Origin of the sequence: Kitasatospora sp. NPDC018619 (assembly GCF_044391605.1) — a bacterium.
Lineage (GTDB): Bacteria > Actinomycetota > Actinomycetes > Streptomycetales > Streptomycetaceae > Kitasatospora.
In genome coordinates this window covers 235,039-254,608 of sequence record NZ_JBISAI010000001.1, presented here as the reverse complement: position 1 = coordinate 254,608, position 19,570 = coordinate 235,039, and the positions used below count along the sequence as shown (strand labels likewise).

Sequence of the window (19,570 nt, the reverse complement as noted above, 5' to 3'; positions counted from 1 at the left end):
GACGGTGCCCGTCGCCGGGACACCGCCCGGTGACGCATGCGCCGATCGCACCGGGGCGACCGGCCGGAACTCCGCACCCCCACCGCCACCCCCGTGGGGGCCGCCGGAGCGGCATCGACGGCACGGACGGAGGCACGGCACCGCACGCATCGAGAGGACCGGAGCAATGGCGATGGACTACTTCACCGACGACCGTCACGAGGGCCTTCGTGCCGAGGTCCGTGACTTCGCGGAGAAGGAGGTGCGTCCGCGGGTGGCCCGGATGGAGGCCGAGCGGACGATCGAGTTCGAGCTGGCCCGGGAGATCGCCCGCCAGGGCTGGATCGGCGTGACGATCCCCCGGGAGTTCGGCGGCCTCGGCCTGGGGCACGTCGCCAAGACGGTGATCATCGAGGAGCTGGCCCGGGTCAGCGGGGCCGCGGGCTCGATCGCCCAGGCCTCCCAGCTGGGCGTGGCCAAGGTCCTGCACTACGGCTCCCAGGCCCAACGCCGCACCTGGCTGCCGAAGTTCGCCTCCGGGGAGTGCCTGCCGACCATCGCCGTCACCGAGCCGGAGTCCGGCGGGCACGTGCTCGGGATGACCGGCACCGCGGTCCGCGACGGCGACGAGTACGTGCTCAACGGCCGCAAGTGCTTCGTCGGCAACTCCCACATCGGCGACGTGCACGGCGTGGTCCTGCGCACCGGCCGGGGCAGCCGGGGCCTGTCCGCCTTCCTGGTCGAGAGCGACCGCCCGGGCTTCCGCACCGGCTCCCCCGGGTCCCAGAGCGGGCTGTACGGCTTCAGCTTCGGCGAGATCCTCCTGGAGGACTGCCGCGTCCCGGCGGCCAACCGGCTGGGCCGGGAGGGGCAGGGGCTGGACGTCGCCTACTCCTCCTCCACCCTCTACGGCCGGATCAACCTCGCCGCCGTCGCGCTCGGCATCCACACCGCGATCGTCGAGGACACCGTGCGGTTCGCCGAGGGGCGCGTGCTGTACGGCCGACCGATCAACCGGCTCCCGAACATCATGCTCAAGCTGGGAGAGATGCAGTCCCGGCTGATGACCGCCAGGCTCGCCGCCTACCACGCCTCCCACCTGCTCGACCACGGCCGCGCCTGCGACGCCGAGCTGATGAACGCCAAGCTCGTCAACACCGAGTACGCGCTGGACTCCGCGCGCAACGCCATGGAGATCCACGCCGCCCGCGGCCTCCAGCCCGAGTTCTCCGTCGAGCGCTACCTGCGGGACGCCACCCACGTCTACCCGCCGGCCGGCACCTCGGACGTCCAGCGGCTGCGGCTCGGGCAGTTCGCCTCGGGCACGTACGGCAAGCAGTGGTCGGCCGAGCTGTCCGCCCTGACCAGCTGGGCGTGGAACGAGCTGTCGGCCCAGCGGGAGGCTCCGGCGGAGAAGCCACCGGGGTTGGGCGGACGGGTGCTGCCGATGCCGCTGGCGGGCTGACCGCCGCTCCGCCGCCGCACTTGACCTGTTCCTGACCGGTCTTCCGGGGGTGCCTCCCGGCCGCCGAAGGCCTTCGGACCGGTCGGTCCGGCGGCCGTGAGCTGCGGCGATGCGTCGGCGAACGGTCGGACAGGCGGGCCGCGCCGGAGCCACCGGCCGTACCCGCGCGGGCAGTTGATGTTGCGCCCACGGCCCCCGGGGCTGGTAGCGTGCCAGCCGTCGGCGGCCGTGCCGCACCCCGCCGGGGCCGAAAGGCAGCACGCCACCGGCTCCGGCAGATCCCGGCCCCGACTCCCTGAAGCCCGGCCGCGCCGTACGGGCCGGCCCGCCGTACGGACCCGCCGGTCCGGACCGGCGGGCCGGTCCCCGCGGGGCGGCCCTGCAGCAAGGAACCAGATGCCAGGCATACCGGCCCCCCGCCCGGGCCACCGCGCCGGCCGGTCCGGCTCGCTCCGCAGCCCGCTCCTCGGCCTCGTGCTGCTCCCCAGCCTGGGCCTCGCCGCCGCCTGGGGCTACGCCGTCTACCTGCTGCACGGCACCGGGCAGCGCACCGCGCTGCTGGCCGGCAGCGCGGCCGTCGCGGCGGTGCTGCTGACCAGCCTGGTCCGCGGCGTCCGGACGGCGTGGTCGCTGTCCGCGCGGCTGTCCGAACTGCGCGCCGGCACCGTCGCCCTCGCCCGGCGGGAGATCCCCGAGGTCGTCGAGCGGCTGCGGGCCGGGGTGCAGGTGCCCGCCCCGGCCGCCTGGGCGCCGCCCGGGCGCACCGGCGACGACGTCCAGCAGGCCTCGGAGGGCCTCGCCGCCGCCCGGCAGGCCGCGGTCGCCGCGATCGTCCACCAGGCCCAGGGCCGCGAGGGCACGAAGAAGGTCTTCCTCAACATCGCCCGGCGCACCCAGATCCTGATCCACCGGCAGATCAGCATGCTGGACGCGCTGGAGCGCGAGCACGAGGACCCGGAACTGCTGCGCGAGCTGTTCAAGGTCGACCACCTGGCGACCCGGATGCGGCGCAACGCCGAGAACCTGGTCATCCTCGGCGGCGCCCTGCCCGCGCGGCGCTGGCACAAGGCCGTACCGGTGGTCAACGTGCTGCGCAGCGCCGTCTCGGAGACCGAGAACTACTCCCGGGTCGTCGTCCAGGCCGTGCCGCGCGTCTCGCTCGACGGGCAGGCCGTCGCCGACGTGATCCACCTGGTCGCCGAGCTGATCGAGAACGGCACCACCTTCTCCCCGCCGTACACCCAGGTGCAGGTCTGCGCGAAGGCGGTCCCCGAGGGCCTGTCGGTCGAGGTCGAGGACCGCGGGCTCGGCATGACGGAGGAGGAGTACCGACGGCTCAACGAGTACCTGGCCGACCCTCCTGAGCTGGACGTCTCCGCCCTCGGCGACGACCTGCGGCTGGGCCTGTTCGTCGTAGCGCGGCTGGCTGCCCGGCACGAGCTCCGGGTCGCCCTGCACCCGTCCCCGTACGGCGGCACCCGGGCCGCGGTACTGGTGCCCTCGGCGCTGCTGGAGCAGGCCGGGCAGCCGTCCGCGGTGCCCGGCCTGCCGTCGGGGGCCCGGATCACCCGGGCTCCGGCGGCCGACGGGCCCGCGGGGGCGGGTGGGGGGCCGGTGCCCGGGGGCGGGGGTGGCGCCGGGGCCGACGGGCTCGGCCGGGGCCCGGCGGCTCCGGGACCCTTCGGCGCGCCGGGGGCACCGGCCGTCCCCTACGGCGCGGGCGGGGCGGCGGGCCCGGGCGGCGCGGGGGCCGACGGGACGGGCGGTGCGACGGACGGCGGGACGGGCGGCGCGACGGACGGAGGTGGCGGCGGTAAGGGGGCCGGCGGGCAGGCCGGGGCACCCGCCGACGGGGGCCTGGCGGTCGGTGCCGAGATCCCCGGACTGCCGGGCGCCGTGGTGGTGCCCCGGCCCGTGCCGCCGCGCATGTACGACCTGTCGGGCGGCCCCGCCGGGGGCCGCGGCACGGCGGCGCCGCCCGCCGAGGGCCGGGGCTGACGCGGCGGGCTCACCGGTCCGCCGGACCGGCGCCTGGGCCCGCCTCGGGCCTGGGGTCTGGGGCGCCGGGCCTCAGGCGCCGGCGTGGACCGGGTGCAGGTCGGCGAGCGACTCGACCAGCGGGGCCAGCTCGGGCACCTCGGTGGCCTCGGCCAGCGTCGCCTCCAGGGCGGCGTCGTGCACCGGGCGGGCGGACGCCAGCAGCTCGCGGCCCTCGGCGGTCAGCTCGGTGTAGATGCCGCGCCGGTCGTCCACGCAGAGGAACCGGCTGAGCAGGCCGCGGTCCTCCAGGCGGCTCACCAGGCGGGTGGTCGCACTGCTGCTCAGCGCCGCGGCGCGGGCCAGCTGCTGCATCCGCATGTGCCAGCCGTCCTGACGGGAGAGCGCCTCCAGCACGGTGTACTCGACCACCGAGAGCTTGAACTCGGCCTGGAGCGCCTTCTCCAGGGCGGTGTCGATCATGGCGTGCAGCGCGGCGAGCGTCCGCCAGCCCCGGGCCCGGATCTCGGCCGCATCGTCGCGGATTCCCATGACTCGCCTACCCTTCCGTCGCGTTGCTCGTGCCGTGTGCCGGACGAGGCGCCGCGTGCGCCCTCGGGGAGGCTCTCCCGGCAGGTCCCGCCCCGTGGGTCGTCCTCCCCCAAGTATGCCAGCAAACGCCGAATACCGGACTGTACAAGTAGTTCGGCTTATGGTCGGCGGCTCCTCACCCCTCCCCGGACCAGGCCGACGCGCACAGCGCCGTGCCCAGTTCCTCCAGGTAGCAGGCCGCGGTCAGCCAGGCGGCGGCGAAGCCCTCGTGATCGTCCGTGACGACCCGGCCGAAGACGTCACGCCGCCGGTTGCCCGCGGCGCCCCGCAGACCGTCGAGGAGCTCCGCGGCGGTGGCCAGGCCCGCGGCGTGCAGCAGGCCGCGATCGGCCACGGCCGACGCCTCGCTCGGGGCGAGCGCGTGCCGGCCCGTGGTGACCGTCTGCTCGACCCGGCGGCCGAGCACGTGGACCGGCGGGCGGTACGGCACCGGGGCGGTCGCGCCGTGCACCTGACCGTCCGCCTGGTCGGGGGCCGGGCCCGGCGCGGTACCCGGTGCCGGGCCCGGTACCGGGTCGTCCGGTGCCTCCGGCCCGGCGGCGGAGGCCGTCGCGGGCGCCGCGAGGTCGGCGGTCTGGAGGCGTTCGAGGCCGAGGTTGACCCGTCCCGCCCGGTCGGTGCGCGGAGCCAGCGGGTCGGGGGCGTCCGGCGGGGTGCCGATCGCCAGCAGGCGCAGCTCCGGACGGTCCGCCCGCTCCAGGCGCCCGACCACCCGCAGCCGCAGGCCCGGCACGGTGGCGAGCAGCGCGAGGTTCGCCCGGAACGGCAGGTCGGGGTGCTCGTGGGCCGGGCGCAGGACGATCACCGGCCCGCCCGTCGTGCCGCGCGCCAGCAGCTGCGGCGCCCCGTCCGGCCCGGGGGCCGTGCCCAGCAGGGTGACGTCCAGGAACAGCAGGTCGCTGCCGGCCGGGCGGCTCTCGTACGGCAGCTCCTGCACCGCGAGCGCCCGGGCCACCTGGACGGCCACCGGCTCGGACCAGAGCCGGGTGGCCGGCTCCGCCGTCCAGGCCGCGCCCGTCGCGCTGACCGCCCGGACCGAGGCCCCGGCGCCCAGGCGGCCACCGGTGGACCTGGTGGCTCCCTGGACGACCAGGCCGGCCCGGCTGAACTCGCGGTGGCTGAGCGCGGTGTCGCCCAGCCGGACCGTCCGGTTGCCCGCCCGGACCGCCTGCGGGGCGGCCGCCGCCGCGTCCTCGTGCGGCATCACCTCGGCGATCGTGCTGAGCCTCCCGTCCGCGTCCACCGCCCAGCTGACCGCACCCGCGTGGGTGGCCGTCAGCACCGGCTCGGCGAACAGGCCGTAGAGCCGCAGACCGCCCTCCTCCCGGTAGGCCTGGCGCGCGGTGCCGCGCAGCTCGGGGGCCGGCGCCTGACCGGCGGCCAGCGCGGTGGTGAGGACGAGCAGTTCGCGCAGCCCGTCCACCAGGTCCGCCAGGCGGTGGTCGGGAGCACCGGAGCGCGCCGCCCGGATCCGGGTCGTGACGGTGACCGCCGCCGCGGCCGGGCGGTGCAGGCCCGCCAGCCGGGCCCGGTGGGCGGCCCGCAGCAGCTCGGCCTGGGAGACGGCCCCGGCCCCGCTCACCCCGGCGGCCAGGACGGCCGACGCGGCCCGGTGGAGGTGGCGGACGGCGGCGAGTTCGGCGGCCGTGAGCGGCTCGGGCGCTTCCGGGGTTCCCGGGGCCTTCCGGGCTTCCGGGGCTCCGGGCGCTGCCGTGCCGTTGCCCGTCCCGTTCTCCTGCCCGGGCGCGGGGCGGGCAGCGGACCGGGGGTCGGGCCCTGGCTCGGGCTCGGGCTCGGGCCCTGGCTCGGGCCCGGCATCGGCGTCGGCGAGCGGGCAGAGCGTCACGGCGGCGGCCCGGTGCACACAGGCCGGGGCGAGCAGGCACCCGCAGCGGACGTCGGCCGCCGCGGCGACCACCCCGCCCGGAGCGTGCAGCACCAGCACCGTCTCCTCGTCCACCTCCACCCGCCAGGCGTCGCCCTCCCGGGCCCCCGGGCGCTGCGCCAGTTTCTCCGCCGCGGTGTCCAGCCGCTTCTGCAACCGGGCACTCAGCCCGGCCACCACCTCGGCGACCACCTCGGGCCGCACGCCCGGCCAGTCGTTCGTCCGCGCCGTCACGCTCATCGCACCTTCTCCCCCACCCAACGGGCCAGTTCCAGCGGGCTCAACGCCGCCACGGGCATGCCGGCCGCGACCAGCCGGCCCGCGACCGCCTTCGAGTAGCGGGCCGTCCCGGTGTCGTCCAGCGCCGCGCAGCCCAGGACGTGCACGCCCGAGTCCACCAGGGCCCTGGTCTGGGCCAGCAGCCCGCCGACCGGCCCGCCCTCCTCGAAGTCGCTGACCACCGCGACCAGCGTGCGGGACGGCACCGTCACCAGCTCCCGCGCGTAGCGCAGCCCGCTCGCGATGCTGGTGCCGCCGCCCACCCGCACCTCCAGCAGCAGGCCCAGCGGGTCGTCCACCCGCTCGGTGAGGTCCACGACCTCGGTGGAGAAGGCCACGAAGTGGGTGCTCAGCGAGGGCACTCCGGCCAGGATCGCGGCCGTCAGCGCGGCCCACACCGTGGAGGCCTCCATCGACCCGGACACGTCCACGACCAGGATCAGCCGCCAGTCGTTGGCCTGCCGCGCCCTGGTCCGGAAGACCGGGCGCTCGGGCACGATGAGGGTCCGGCCGTCCGGGCCGGGGCGGGCGGTGGCGAGGTTGGCCCGGATCGTCCGGTCCAGGTCCAGCCCGCCGCCCGGGCGGCGGGAGGGGCGCGGCACGGCGATCCCGGTCAGGGCCGGGCGCAGCCGCGTGGCCAGCTCCCGGCTCAGCTCGTCCACCAGGCGCCGCACCAGCGGGCGCAGCCGGGCCAGGCGGGCCTCGGGCAGCCCGCCCGCGTGGTCCAGCACGGTGCGCAGCAGTTCGACGGACGGGCGGACGGCGGACGGGTCGATCGTCTCCAGGACGTCGGTCCGGCCCTGGGCGACGGCGGCGGCCAGCACCTCCTCGCGCACGCCGGGGCCGAACAGCGACTCCAGCTCCTCGGCCCACTCCCGCACACCGGGGTAGGGCGCCTCGCGGCCGCCCCGGCTGCCCCGGCTCTCCAGGCCCGGGCCGGAGCCCTCGCCGTGGCCGCTGCCGTACAACTCGTCCAGCGCGGTGGCGAGTCGGGCCCCACGGCCGGTCAGGCCGCCGGGGCCGGGGCGGCCGAGCAGCAGCCGCCAGCGCTCGGCGGGGGCGAGGGCCGGGGCCGCGTCGGCGGCCTGACCGCCGGCGCTGGTCGCGGGGGCGGGGGCGGGTGCGGTCGCGGGGGTCGGCCGTCCCGGGGCCGCGGGCACCGGAGTCGGCGTCGTACTCGGGCTCGGGTCGGGGGTCGGCGTCGGCGTCGGCGTATCGGCCGGGGGTGCCGCGGGTGCCGGGACCGGCAGGCCCCGGCGGGCGAGTGCCGCACGCGCCACGAGGTCCGCGCGCACCCAGCCGGCGAGCACGGCGGGGCCGGCCTCCTCGGGCAGGGCGGCGAGCCGGGTGCCCAGGCGCTCCTCGACCAGGGCCAACAGCCGGTCGCGGGCGGCCGGGCTGAGCGTGTCGAACCCCCCGCGCAGCGCGGGCAGGCGGTCCAGGAAGGCCTCGTCGGGCAGCGAGGTGACCCTCTCCAGCACCGGCTCCAGCGCCTGCGGCGCGGAGTCGAACAGGCCCTCCGCGGCCGTCAGCAGCCCGACCAGCGACCGGCCGAGCGCCTGCCGCGCCTCCGGTGCCGTGGCGCCGTCCACCCAGGAGGCGGCCCGGCCGCCCAGGGCCTCGGCCGGCTCCTGGCCGAGCAGCACCCGCACCGCACCGGCCGCGCCCCGCACCAGCGGGCTCCCCCGCTCGGCGAGTTCGGCCAGCACGTACGCCAGCCGCACCCCGCCGAACCGGTCCGCCCGGCGCACCAGTTCCACCAGGGCCCGCGCGTCCTGCGGGTCGTCCGACCCGCCCAGGCCCTCCAACTGCCGTACGGCGGCGACGGTGAGCAGCTCACCGGCGGCGGCGAGCACGGGCGGGCCCTGGGGTGCGCGGAGCGGGCGGGGGCCGCCCTCGATGGCGTGGCGGCCTTCGTCGGTCGACTCGTCGGCCTGCTCGCCACCGGGGGCGTTCTCGCCACCGGGAACACCGGGAACGCGGAACTCCGTCGCGAAGCGCTGGTGGGCTGCCGACGCCTCACCGGCAGCGGGGACCACGGGCGGCTCCGCACCCCGCGCGGCGGGGCCGGCGTCACCGCCACCGGCAGCCACCCCGCCATCCGGAACACCGGGAACACCCTGCGCCGCGAAGCGCTGGCGGGCGGCCGACACCCCGGGAGGAGCCGAGCCCGCGTCACCGGCAACCGGGGCGCAACCGGCCACAGGACCGTCACCACCCGACACACCCGGGCCGCTCTCACCGACCACCGGCCCCTGACCCGACCGGACGTCGCCCACGGAAGCGTGACGGCCGTCATCAACCGACCCCTCGGCCACCCCGCCACCGGAAACACCGGGAACACCGGGAACACCCGGCGCCGCGAAGCACTGGCGAGCTGCCGACACCCCGCCACCGGCGGCCCCGGCCTCCTCCCCTCCCGCCGGGGCGTGGCCCGGGAAGTGGCCGGCGGCCAGCCGGTCGAGGAGGGCGAGGGCGTCCAGGAGCTCGGGGAGGGTGGCGGCGGCGGGAAGGACGGTGGTGAGCTGGGCGAGCCGGGCCTCGGTGAGGGCGGGGAGCGCGCAGGAGGCGGCGGCGGCCAGGCCGTCGATCACCTCGCGCGGGGTCGGCTGGTCGGTGAGCCGGGCGCGCAGCGCGCCCTCCGCCGCCTGGGCGGGGGTGACGCCGCGGGTGCCGGCGACGGTGAGCATGGCCGCGGTGGCGGGCGTCCAGTGCAGGCGCCAGCGGGTGCCGAGGGTCTCGGTGCCGCCGGCGCCGGTGCCCGCGACGGGCTCGCCGTAGGGGACCTCGCAGGCGGCGAGGCGGTGTAGGAGGACCTCACGGCGGCGGTCGAGGCCGCTGCGCAGCGGGTCGAGGCGCAGGTCGCGCGGACCGGGGTCGGCGGGGCCCGGGAGGCCGAGGCCCGCCAGCAGGGCCTCGACGGCGGGGGCGAGTCCGCTGCGCGGGGCGGCGGGGGTGGGGCGGCCGGTGCGCGTCCCGACCAGCACCTGTTCGAGGGCGCGGGCGACGGCCCGGCCGCGGCCGAGGGGCTCGCCCTGCGCCAGGACGGTCTGCACCGCTTCGAGGAGTTCGCCACGGCCGGGTGCGGCGTGCCCGCGCAGCCGGGCGAGGTCGCCCGCGAGGCGGACGATCTCGCGGGCGTCGGCCGGGCCGCTGGGGTGGTCCTGGGCGCGCAGCGCGGCGCAGATCCGGACGGCGGTGGCGGTGAGCGCCTCGGCGAGGCGTTCCGGGTCGCCGCCGGCGTCCAGGACGGTGTGCTGCCACTCCGGGTCGCGGATGCCCGCCGGGTAGCCGGAGCGGGCGTCGAGCAGCGGGTAGGTGTACGGGATCAGGGACAGGACGTGCCTCGGGTCGTCCGGGTGCGGCGGCTCCTCGGTGGAGAGCGGACCCTCCAGCAGGGCGGGGGCGTGGAAGGCGCCGACCACGGCGGCGACCCGGCGCCCGCCGGCCGCGGCGTCCCGGATCCGGGCCCGCATCCAGGCCTCGCGGCGCAGGTCGTACGGGTCGACGCCGGGGCCGTTCTCGGCGTCCCGGCGCAGCGCCCAGCCGACCAGCAGGGCGGCGCGCCGGACGGCCTCCGGGGTGGAGCCCGGGGCGGCCGTCTCGACCAGGCGGTCCCACAGGTCGTCGTCGGAGTCCCGGCCGGTCAGGCGGCGGCGCAGCGCGTCCGCGACGCCCGGCCGCTCCGGGCCGCCGTCGGTGCGCCCCCGCTGCCCGGCCCGGGCGGCGCGGTGGGCGAGCGGGAGGTCGCAGGCGACGGCCTCCACCCCGTTGCGCCGGGCCCAGCGCAGGGCTGCGAGCTCCGGGGAGAAGTCGGCGAACGGGTAGAAGGCGGGCCCGGCGGCCTCCTCGGCCCCGGCGGGGGCCGCCGCGAGGGCGACCGGGGCCGAGGTGGCCTCCTCGGCGAGCCAGCCCAGCCAGGGCTGGAACTCGGCGGGCAGCTCGACCAGGACGGCGTCCGGCCGGGCGGCGTCGAGCAGCGCGGGGACGACCGCGCTGAGGGACGGCGCGTGGTGGCGCACGCCGATCAGGTGGGGCCCGGGGCCGCCGGTGCCGGAGGCGGCCAGCCGGCCGGCCTCGGCCCTGAGCGTCCGGTCCGCGCCGTCCGGGCGGGTGGTCTCCGCGCTGCTCATCGGATCAGGCCTCCAGTGCCGAGCGGAGGTCCCACAGGGTGCGCCAGGTGGCGGCGCCCTGTTCGGCGCGGCGGCGGACCGGGCCGTCCCAGTAGCCGAGCAGCCGGGCCGCGTCGGACGGCTCGTCCTTGCGGACCACGCCGAGGAGTTGGCCGGGCAGCCGGCCGAGCAGGTCCCCGCCGTCGGGCAGGTAGGCGGCGCTGACGCCGAGCGCGGTGGCGACGGAGACCGCCTCGGCGGTGCTCATCACGGTGGACGGGCGTTCGACGTCCCAGCCCTCGGTGGAGCGGCCGGTGCGCAGGTCCCGGAAGGCGGTGACCAGCGCCTCCAGGACGGCGTCGTCCACCGCGTAGGCGGCGCCGGCCCGCGCTACCGCGGCGGTGGACTGCCGGCGGACCAGCTCGACCTCGGCGGCGAGGCTGCCGATCGGGCCGACCGTCTCGAAGTTGAACCGCCGCTTGAGCGCCGCGGACATCTCGCTGACGCCCTTGTCCCGCAGGTTGGCGGTGGCGATCAGGGTGAAGCCGGCCGCGGCGTGCAGCTGCCCGTCCGGGGTGCCGGCCAGCTCGGGGACGGCGATCCGCCGCTCCGAGAGCAGCGAGACCAGGGCGTCCTGCACCTCGGGCAGGCAGCGGGTGACCTCCTCGACCCGGGCGACGGCGCCGGTGGTCATCGCGGTGAGCACCGGCGAGGGGACGAGGGCCTCGCGGCTGGGCCCCTTGGCGAGCAGCAGGGCGTAGTTCCAGCCGTACTTGAGCTGGTCCTCGGTGGTGCCGGCGGTGCCCTGGACGGTGAGCGCGCTGCTGCCGCAGACGGCGGCGGCGAGCAGCTCGGAGAGCATGGACTTGGCGGTGCCGGGCTCGCCGACGAGCAGCAGGCCGCGCTCCCCGGCGAGGGTGACGACGCAGCGCTCGACCAGGGCGCGCTCGCCGACGAACTTCGGCTCGACGACCAGGCCCCTGCGCCCGGCCTTGAGCTTCTCCCCGCCGCTGCCCATCACGAAGGTGACCACGGCGCGCGGGGTGAGGCGCCAGCCGGGCGGGCGCGGGCCGCTGTCGTGGGCGGCCAGGAACTCCAGTTCGGCGGCGTACTTCTCCTCGGGCGGGACGGTCTGCCGGGTCGCGACCGGGGGGACGGGGGTGGTCGTGCTCATCGGCGGGCCTTCCTGCGCGTGCTGGTCTGGAGCTGTTCGTAACCGGGGGCGTCGCCGTCGACCGTCCGCTGCCAGGCCCGGGCGAACAGCTCGGGGACGGGCATCGGGACGGACACGGGCCGGTGGGTGTGCACCTCGTACAGGCCCGCCTTCCATGTCTCGACCGGCAGGGCGGGCGCCTTGGCCTCCTGCCAGCCGCCGGGCAGGAAGAGGCTGCGGCCGGCCCGGGCCCGCTTGGCCTCCAGCACCAGGCCGCTGGCGGCGAGTTCGACGCGGGCCTTCTTCAGCCGGGCGGGCTTCCAGCCCGTCCAGCGGGCGGCGTTGCGGTCCGTCGGGTCCGGCAGGGCGAGCAGCTGGAGGTAGAGCGCGGCCGCGTCCTCGCCCAGGCCGTGCCCGCGGGACACCTCGGCGACCAGCTCGGGGACGGACAGCTGCGGGTTCTGCAGCCAGGCCGGGCCCTCGCCGGGGGCGGCCTCGCCGGGGGTGACGGTGACCGCCGCCGCCAGCCGTTCCGGCTCGCCGCACAGCACGGCCTCGATGGCGGGCCGCTCGGCGTGGTACCAGTAGCTGTCGGTGAGGCCGCCGATCAGGTCGAGCAGCGGGTCGTCGGGGCCGGTGAGGACCGCCGGGCGCAGCCAGATCCGCTCGTACCTCTGGTGCTGGGGCATCAGGACGAGCGCCGGGCCGCAGCGGACCATGCCGTCCGGGTCGGCGCCGCCCTCGGCGGGCAGGCCGAAGCGGGTGCGCAGGACGGGGGCCAGCGGCTTGCCCTTGACGGTGGTGGTCACGTGGAGGTCGAGCAGCAGCTCCGGGTCGGCGAGGCGCTCGCGCAGCGCGGTGGCGGCGGCGGGCAGCAGCGGGCGCAGCGGGCTGTCGGCGGGCAGGTGGTAGGCGAGCCAGCGCAGTGCGGCGACGGTGGAGCCGATCCCGCCGGTCTCGGGGACGGCGGCGCCGTCCTCGGCGAGCAGCCGGGGGCCGGAGCCGTCCTCGTCGGTGACCCGGAAGCGGGTGCGCCCGGTCAGCCAGGGGGTGCGGGCGGGGTTGAGCACCGACTCGACGGCGTCGATGGACACGCCCTGGACGGTGGTCAGGGCCTCCTCGGGGAGGGTGACGAGCCGTCCGAACCGCCGGATCCACTCCTCGGCGCCGGCGGCGAGGTCGGGGCCGTCGGTCCACAGGGTCTCCGGGTCGGCGGGCAGCAGCGCGCCCCAGACGGCGAGGAGCCCCTCGTGGTCGTGCCCGCGCAGCCACGTCCGGGCGGCCTTGAACTCGGCGGACCTGAAGCCGGATCCGGCGGGCGGTGTCGGGTCCGTCCAGTACAGCAGGCCGGCCGGCGGGCTGAGCACCAGCGCGGAGCGGGCCGTCCCGATGCCGGTGAGGTCGCTGAAGGCCTCGGCCCTGGCGCGGTCCCACGGGAGGGCGCCGCGCAGGGCGGCGAGCCGCCCGAACCGCTCCGTCCAGGCGGTGTCGACCAGTTCCTCGGTGCCGCGCTCCGCCACGGTCGTGAAGTGCGCGACCGGCCCGAACCGGCCGCTCGGGTCGTGGTCGACGGCGCGCCAGTACACCGTGCCCTGGGTGTGCTCGCGCAGGTACCCGACGATGACGACGGTGCGCTCACCGTGCCGCAGCACCTGGCCCTGGCGGCGCGGGACCGCCCGCCCGCCGCTGGCGTTCACCGCCGTGGGGACCTGCTCGGCGAGGGCGATCTCGCGCAGGGTGGCGCCGCGGTCGGCCAGCGGGCCCTTGGTCAGCTCGTCGATCAGCAGGACCAGCGAGGAGCGGTGGGCGGGCTCGGTGAACGGCGCGGCCACCGCGTGGGCCAGCGCGTGGACCCGGCCGAGCAGGCTCAGCCAGCCGTGGCTGCCGTCGGCGCCGCGCAGGGTGACGGTGGCGGGGGTGCTCCAGCCCTCGCCCTCGGCGGCGGGCGGGGCGGCCAGCACGGCGCGGACGGTGCGCAGGTTGTTGAGCACCCGGTAGTCGTCCCCGGAGCCCCAGCTGCTGCCGAAGCCGACGGTGTCGGCCAGTACGGCGCGGACGGCGTCGCGCAGTTCGTGGTCGCGGCCGTGCTCGGGCCGCCACTCGGCTTCCGCGGCCGGCGTCGGGCGCGCGGCCTCCGGCTGCGGGAGGAACCGGGCGGCCCTGGCCAGCAGGTCGGCGGCGGTGCGGGCGAGCCCCGCGACGCCGGCCAGCAGCCGGGGGTGCCCGATGCCGGGCAGGATCGCGCCGACCTCCGGGACGGGCAGGGCCCGGTGCGCCCTGCTGTCCTGGGCGAGCGGGCGGCGCACGCCCTGGACGGTGAGCCAGCACCGCTCGTCCTCGGGAGCCGGCTCCGGGTCGACCGGCCAGGCGGCGTCGATCAGCCGGGCGGCCTGCTCGGCGGTGACGGCGCGCAGAGCCGCCGAGCCCGCCTCGTCGCGCGGCCGCAGGGCGTGCCAGTGCGGGTAGGGCGGCACGAGCGGAGTGCCGGCGGCGGCGAGCTCGCCGGCCCGGCCCGGGTGCAGGTCGGCGGTGCGGTCGGCGCGGCCGGTGGAGTCGGGCAGGTTGAGCGAGAAGTGCTCGTCGCCGGTGCGGCTGACCATCGGGGCGGCCGCGCCGGGCAGGCGCAGCCGGCCGACCGGGACGGTGTCCGTGTGCTCCTCGGTCGGTGCCTTCACGATGCGCTCGCCGTCCGCCGTGAAGGTGGTGACGGCCTTGCCGGGCTCCGTCCTGACCCAGTTGCCGAGCACCGTGCCGTCGGTGCCCAGCGGTGTGCCCTCCAGGCCGGGCCGGAGCGGCAGCAGCCAGGTGCTGCGCTGGACCAGGCGGCCGGCCGCGGCGGTGGCGGCGATCACCGGCGGCTCGGAGGCGCGGCCCAGGGCGCCGGTGGCCGGGTCGAGTTCGCGCAGCACGGGGGTGCCGTCGGAGGCGTGGCGCAGCGTCCAGTAGCCGGTGCCGTCGCCGAGGACGCGGTGCTCCTGGGGCATCCGGGTGTCGCCGGCGTGCACCGGGCGTTCGCCGGTGGTGCGCCCGCCGCCGGGCAGTTGGAGGGACGGCGCCTCGGGCCGGCGGTTGCGGTAGTAGTAGCCGACGATGGTCTGGCCCTCCAGCTCGAACCGCTCGTCCGGGCGGCTGGACCAGTACGCGAGCTGCTTGCCGTCCTCCGGCCAGACGACCAGCAGTTCGCCGTCGACCAGGCGCAGCCTGGTCCGGGGCGCGGGCCCGGTCACCCGCAGGGTGTGCTCCAGCACGATGCCCTCGGGGCCGACCACGACGGCCCGGTCGCGGCGGGCGAGGATCAGGTGCGGCCAGGCGTCCTCGACGATCAGCTCGCCGAGGCCGGTGTCCAGGCGGGGGACGGAGTACTGCGGGGCGTCCTCGGCGGGCGGGTCGGCGAGCTTCCCGAGCGCCTCCTCCAGGGCGGGCCAGCCGAGTTCGTCCAGGATGCCGGCCCGCAGGGCGTCGGCGAGCAGCGTGGCGACGTCGAGGGCGGCGATCCGCTCGGCGACGGCCGGGGCGACCTCCCGGACGGCGTGGCTGTACTGGCCGAGGGTGCGGAGCAGCTCGGCGGCGCCGGCCAGGCCGCGGGCGGCGGACAGTTCCCCGGCCCGCTCCTCGGCCCACTCGGCGAGCAGCTCGTTCAGCAGCGGCAGGGCGGCCGCCCCGCGCTTGACGGCGGTGTCCCACACCACCGGGGTGGCCCGGCGCAGCAGCGGCCGGTAGCGCTCGTCGGCGGTGAGGGCGGGGCTGTCGGGGCCGCACTGGGCGACCCACGGGCGCAGGTCGAGGCCGAAGCCGGCGGGCGGGTCGGCGACCGGGACGCCCGCCGTCAGCAGGAGGTCCAGCAGGTCGATCCGGGTGTTGCTGGCGCGGATGCCGGTGTGGAGGTCCACCGGGACGGCGTCGGCCTTCAGCCGCTCGACCATCCGGCCGGCCAGGGCGAGGGTGTCCGGGCAGGTGGGCCGCGGGCCGCGCCAGCCCCGGCCGTGGTGGTTGCACCAGCGCTGGAGCCAGGCGGCGGCCGGTTCGGCGCCCTCGGGCCGGGGGCCGGTGAGCAGCTCCTCGGCCCCCGTCTCGGCGAGCAGCGCCAGCCAGGCGGTGTCGTGCGCGGCCGGGTCGGCGGAGTTCGGGTCGGGCAGCAGCTCCAGCAGGCGGGCGCGGACCGCGGTGTCGGCGCGGCCGAGCTCGACGAGCGCGCCGTGCCAGGACTTCCAGAACGCGGCGGGGGCCCGGTTGACCGCCGGGGAGTCCAGCAGTTCGGCGAGCAGCGCCCGTTCGTGCTCGGCGCGGTCCAGCCCGGCGGCCCTGATCAGGGCGCGGGCGTCCTCGGCGACCCCGGCGTACGGGGCCATGCCGGCCGCGGAGCGCTCGGTGCACAGCTGGCGGAAGCGCTGCCAGGCGGTCAGCGGGTCGAGCCGCTGGGCGAGCTCCTTGACGTACTGGCGGAGGGACTTGACGGTGAGCGCGCCGGCCAGGGCGAACTCCAGGAAGACGGCGCGCAGCCGCTCCTCGTCGACCGCCAGGCCGTGGGCGCGCTCGGCCTCGCGGGCCTTGCCGAACCAGGCGGCGGCGTACGTCCGGTTCCCGTGGCCGAGGAAGATCCGGCCGACCTCCTCGCAGAAGGTGGGCAGGAAGTGCGGGACGGCGCGGCCGAGGCGGCCGGCCAGCTCGTCGAAGCCGTCCTTGGCGGCGCCGGGCTTGGCGGCGGCCTGGCGGGCCAGCCGCTCCATCTCCTTGACCAGGGCGAGCGCGTGGTGGCCGTTGGCCGGGTCGTGGACCAGCGCCCAGGCGGGGAAGCCGAGCGCCTCCTGACGGACCTGGCCGACCTCGGCGGGGGCGCCCTGCGGCGCCAGGCCAAGGAAGTCGAGGGCGAGGTCCTCGGCCGGGCCGAGCGCGCCGGGGACGAGCCGGACGATCCGGCGCCCGTCGAGTGCGGGGTGGGCGTAGCCGCGGGCGGTGAGCACGTCGGCGGCGCTGTCGGGGCGGCCGGCGTCGGGCAGGGTGCCGGCCGGGAGCACCGCTCCGGCGTCGAGCAGCTCCTGCGGTGTCGCGGTGCGGCCGGCGCCGGCGGTGGTCGTGGTCGTGGTCAGGCCGGTGGCGGTCATTCGGCGTCCTCCCCCTGGATGGTGCGGCCGGCGTACAGGGCGGCGGCCATCCGCATGCCCTCGGACCAGGCGACCGGTCCGACCTCGGTGAGCGGCAGGGCGCGGCCGTCGGGGCCGGCCCAGCTGAGCGCGCCCGTCTCGCACGCGTCGTACTCGTAGTAGTCGCCGACCCAGACCCGGGCCTCGACGGAGCGCCCGCCCTCGGTGACCGACTGGACGGCGGAGCCGCCGCGGACCCGGCAGCCGAGCCGGGTGCAGCGCCCGACCAGCTCGCGCAGCTCCCGGTAGCGGCCGCCGGCGTAGGTGGTGACCTCGGTGCCGACGGGCGGCTGCGCGGGCCGGTGCCAGACCTCGCGGTAGAGCTGCTGGACGCGCTGGGAGACACCCAGCTCGACGGCGAACTCGCGCAGCTCGTCGAGGTCCTGGAGCAGGACGGGGTGCGGTATCAGCACCTCGCCGTCGGTGAGGCGCACGGTGTCGCCGTCGAGGTCGACCAGGCCGAGGCCGCGCTCGGCGTCGGCGCCGCGCAGGAAGCCGGCCACCGAGCCGTCCGTCGCGGTGACCACGCGGTCCTTCAGGACGCCCTGCCAGGCCTCGTCCGCCCAGACGGCGGTGAGCACGGCGGCGGGCACCGGCAGCGAGCGGACCATCCAGCGCTCGACGTCCTCCAGGCAGTCGCGCTCGTGCGCGGCCAGCCACTCGGCGAGCTGCTTGAGCTGGAGGACCACCCGGTCGTCGCCGAGCTTCGACGGCAGGGACCTGAGGTCGCGGCCCGCCGCGTTGCGGCACACCACCCTGCCCTCCCCGTCGAGCGCGACGCGGTACCCACCCGCGTCCGTCTCCACCCATGCCACGGCCGTACTCCTCCCACCGGGAAACACCTGTCGATCGCCTGCTGACCAGCGATGCGAGGAACGTAGCGAGGCCCACTGACAACGCGAGGGGCGCGGTGAAGTCGAGCCGGGACATGGAGAATTCAAACCCCTCGAACGAGTGAGCGAAGGAATGGAAAAGGGCGGGGCGGCTGCCCCCACGCAGCCGCCCCGCCCGCCTTCTCCGCTCCGACCGCCCCGCTCGCCCCTCCGCCCCGCTCGTCCCTCCGCCGCGTCGTCAGCCCAGCGGCGCCCGGGGCACGATCACCGGCGCGCCGTCGCCCGGCGCCGCCAGCACATGGCTGTCGATGTCGTACAGCGCCCGCACCAGCGGCGCGTCCACCACCTCGCGCGGCGGCCCGCAGGCCACCACCGCGCCGCCGCGCAGCGCCACCAGCAGGTCCGCGTAGCGGGCCGCCGCCGCGAGGTCGTGCAGCACCATGACCACGGTGCGCCCGCCCGCAGCGACCCGGCGGACCAGCTCCAGCACCTCCACCGCGTGCCCGAGGTCGAGCGCGCTGGTCGGCTCGTCCAGCAGCACCACCGGGGTGTCCTGGGCGAGCACCATGGCGAGCCAGCAGCGCTGGCGCTGGCCGCCGGAGAGCCGGTCGAGCCGGCGGTCGGCGAGCTCCTCCACGCCGGTGGCGCGCAGGGCCTCGGCGGTCAGCCGCTCGTCCTGCGCGGACCACTGGCGGAACAGCCCCTGGTGCGGGTGCCGGCCGTAGCGGACCAGCCCGGTGACGGTCACCGCCTCCGGCGCCTGCGGGCTCTGCGGCAGCAGCGCGACCCGGTGGGCGGCCTGGCGCGGACGCAGCCGCCACACGTCCTCGCCGCCGACCAGCACCCGCCCGCCGTCCGGCCGGTGCAGCCGCGCGACGGACCGCAGCAGGGTGGACTTCCCGCAGCCGTTCGGGCCCACCACCGCCACCACCTGCCCGGCCGGGACGGTGAGGTCGACGCCGCCGAGCACCGGGCGCCCCGGCCCGTAGCCGGCGCTGAGACCCTCGATCGTCAACTCCATGGCAGCTCCCCCTGGCCGGTGCGCGCTCAGTTCCCGCCCAGCGCCTTGGTGAAGTCGCCGATCACGACGTCCGCGGCGAGCGGGCCGCCCCGGGTGGACCAGACCGAACCGTCCACGGTGACGGTGTGGTTGTTCTTCACCGCGCCGAGCTCCTGGTAGGCGGGCTTGGACTGGACGTCCTTGAGGGCGGCCTTGCCGTCGTCGGTCAGGGTGGACAGGAACAGCCAGTCGCCGTCGATCTCGCCCAGCTTCTCCAGGCTGAGCGCCGGGCTGTGCGCGTTGCCGTCCTTGTCCTGCGCGGCCGGTCGGGTCAGGCCCATGTCCAGGGCGACGCCGCTGGCGAACTGCTTCTTCTCCATCCAGCTCGGGCCGGTGGGGTTCCAGCGCACGATGGAGACGGCGGCGCCCTTGTTCGCGGTGAGTCCGGCGCCCGCCTTGGCGGCCTTGGCGTCGTAGTCGCCGATCACCTTGTTGGCCTGGTCGAGCTTGTTGACGGCGTTGCCGATGCCCCGGAAGGCGAGCTTCCAGTCGTCGGTGGGGGCCATGGTGACCAGCGTGGCGGGGGTGATCTCGCGCAGCTGCTTGAGCACCTGCTCGTCCTGCATGTCGCCGGCCAGGATCAGGTCGGGCTTGGCGGCGATCACCTTGTCCATCACGGGCTGGAGCAGGTTCCCCACCACCGGGACGCCCTGCACCCTGTCCTTGAGGTACGCGGGCGGCTCGGCCAGCCCCTGGCCGTTGGTGATGCCGACCGGCTTGACGCCGAGGGCGAGCACCGCGTCCAGGTCCTCCTGGGTCAGGGTGACGACCCGCTTGGGCTCGACGGGGACCTCGACGGCCTTGCCCGTGGCGTCCTTGACGGTCCGCTTGCCGCCGGCCGCGCCGCCGCCCGCCGCGTCCGCCGCCGGGGAGGAGGGCGCGGAAGAACCCGAGGACGAGGAGCCGGAGGAGCCGCAGCCGGTGAGCAGGAGCGCGGCCGCCCCGGTGACGGCCAGCGCCTGGGCCGCACGGCGGCGGACGGGGCTGAGCGGGCGACGGGCGAACGGCATGGGTGCCTCCGGGCAATGGTGGTACGGGAGTTGAGCGGCGTCCGGGCGGACCGGCGGGACGGGG

The 19,570-nt window shown here is 77.4% G+C and carries 10 protein-coding genes; 2 read left to right on the top strand and 8 right to left on the bottom strand.

Translation table 11 applies throughout. From position 1 onward, the window contains the following. The first annotated feature begins 166 nt into the window (after nucleotides 1-166). Nucleotides 167-1,444, top strand: a complete 1,278-nt coding sequence (locus tag ACH5AR_RS00890) for an acyl-CoA dehydrogenase family protein (protein ID WP_396299205.1) — start codon at nucleotides 167-169, stop codon at nucleotides 1,442-1,444. Between the two features lie 396 nt (nucleotides 1,445-1,840). After that, nucleotides 1,841-3,442: a sensor histidine kinase gene (locus ACH5AR_RS00885; protein WP_396299204.1), complete on the top strand. Its 1,602-nt coding sequence runs from the start codon at nucleotides 1,841-1,843 to the stop codon at nucleotides 3,440-3,442. A 72-nt stretch (nucleotides 3,443-3,514) separates the two neighbouring features. Here the strand turns inward: ACH5AR_RS00885 and ACH5AR_RS00880 are convergent, their stop codons facing one another. From ACH5AR_RS00880 to ACH5AR_RS00845, 8 genes are all read right to left on the bottom strand, one after another. Beyond that, nucleotides 3,515-3,973 carry a MarR family winged helix-turn-helix transcriptional regulator gene (locus tag ACH5AR_RS00880; RefSeq protein ID WP_396299203.1) on the bottom strand — a complete coding sequence of 153 codons (459 nt, stop codon included), beginning with the start codon at nucleotides 3,971-3,973 and terminating at the stop codon, nucleotides 3,515-3,517. A 175-nt stretch (nucleotides 3,974-4,148) separates the two neighbouring features. Next, nucleotides 4,149-6,158, bottom strand: a complete 2,010-nt coding sequence (locus ACH5AR_RS00875) for a hypothetical protein (protein WP_396299202.1) — start codon at nucleotides 6,156-6,158, stop codon at nucleotides 4,149-4,151. Continuing rightward, nucleotides 6,155-10,330, bottom strand: coding sequence for a DUF5682 family protein (locus tag ACH5AR_RS00870; protein ID WP_396299201.1), 4,176 nt, complete (start codon nucleotides 10,328-10,330; stop codon nucleotides 6,155-6,157). The genes ACH5AR_RS00875 and ACH5AR_RS00870 overlap by 4 nt, the downstream gene beginning before the upstream one ends. Before the next feature lie 4 nt (nucleotides 10,331-10,334). Beyond that, nucleotides 10,335-11,483 carry an AAA family ATPase gene (locus ACH5AR_RS00865; protein ID WP_396299200.1) on the bottom strand — a complete coding sequence of 383 codons (1,149 nt, stop codon included), beginning with the start codon at nucleotides 11,481-11,483 and terminating at the stop codon, nucleotides 10,335-10,337. After that, on the bottom strand, nucleotides 11,480-16,564 hold the full coding sequence (locus tag ACH5AR_RS00860; RefSeq protein WP_396299199.1) for a hypothetical protein: 5,085 nt from the start codon (nucleotides 16,562-16,564) through the stop codon (nucleotides 11,480-11,482). The genes ACH5AR_RS00865 and ACH5AR_RS00860 overlap by 4 nt, the downstream gene beginning before the upstream one ends. Next, on the bottom strand, nucleotides 16,561-17,418 hold the full coding sequence (locus tag ACH5AR_RS00855; protein ID WP_396299198.1) for a DUF4132 domain-containing protein: 858 nt from the start codon (nucleotides 17,416-17,418) through the stop codon (nucleotides 16,561-16,563). Before ACH5AR_RS00855 ends, ACH5AR_RS00860 begins: the two co-directional genes overlap by 4 nt. Nucleotides 17,419-17,674: 256 nt before the next feature. After that, nucleotides 17,675-18,457, bottom strand: coding sequence for an ABC transporter ATP-binding protein (locus ACH5AR_RS00850; RefSeq protein ID WP_396299197.1), 783 nt, complete (start codon nucleotides 18,455-18,457; stop codon nucleotides 17,675-17,677). A gap of 26 nt (nucleotides 18,458-18,483) precedes the next feature. After that, nucleotides 18,484-19,506 (bottom strand): ABC transporter substrate-binding protein, encoded by a 1,023-nt coding sequence (locus ACH5AR_RS00845; protein ID WP_396299196.1) that lies wholly within the window; start codon nucleotides 19,504-19,506, stop codon nucleotides 18,484-18,486. Between the last annotated feature and the right edge of the window lie 64 nt (nucleotides 19,507-19,570).

Excerpts from the sequence above, each read along its gene's own strand:
- ACH5AR_RS00890 (WP_396299205.1), top strand. The coding sequence starts at position 167 with ATGGCGATGGACTACTTCACCGACGACCGTCACGAGGGCCTTCGTGCC.
- ACH5AR_RS00885 (WP_396299204.1), top strand. The coding sequence starts at position 1,841 with ATGCCAGGCATACCGGCCCCCCGCCCGGGCCACCGCGCCGGCCGGTCC.
- ACH5AR_RS00880 (WP_396299203.1), bottom strand. The coding sequence starts at position 3,973 with ATGGGAATCCGCGACGATGCGGCCGAGATCCGGGCCCGGGGCTGGCGG.
- ACH5AR_RS00875 (WP_396299202.1), bottom strand. The coding sequence starts at position 6,158 with ATGAGCGTGACGGCGCGGACGAACGACTGGCCGGGCGTGCGGCCCGAG.
- ACH5AR_RS00870 (WP_396299201.1), bottom strand. The coding sequence starts at position 10,330 with ATGAGCAGCGCGGAGACCACCCGCCCGGACGGCGCGGACCGGACGCTC.
- ACH5AR_RS00865 (WP_396299200.1), bottom strand. The coding sequence starts at position 11,483 with ATGAGCACGACCACCCCCGTCCCCCCGGTCGCGACCCGGCAGACCGTC.
- ACH5AR_RS00860 (WP_396299199.1), bottom strand. The coding sequence starts at position 16,564 with ATGACCGCCACCGGCCTGACCACGACCACGACCACCGCCGGCGCCGGC.
- ACH5AR_RS00850 (WP_396299197.1), bottom strand. The coding sequence starts at position 18,457 with ATGGAGTTGACGATCGAGGGTCTCAGCGCCGGCTACGGGCCGGGGCGC.
- ACH5AR_RS00845 (WP_396299196.1), bottom strand. The coding sequence starts at position 19,506 with ATGCCGTTCGCCCGTCGCCCGCTCAGCCCCGTCCGCCGCCGTGCGGCC.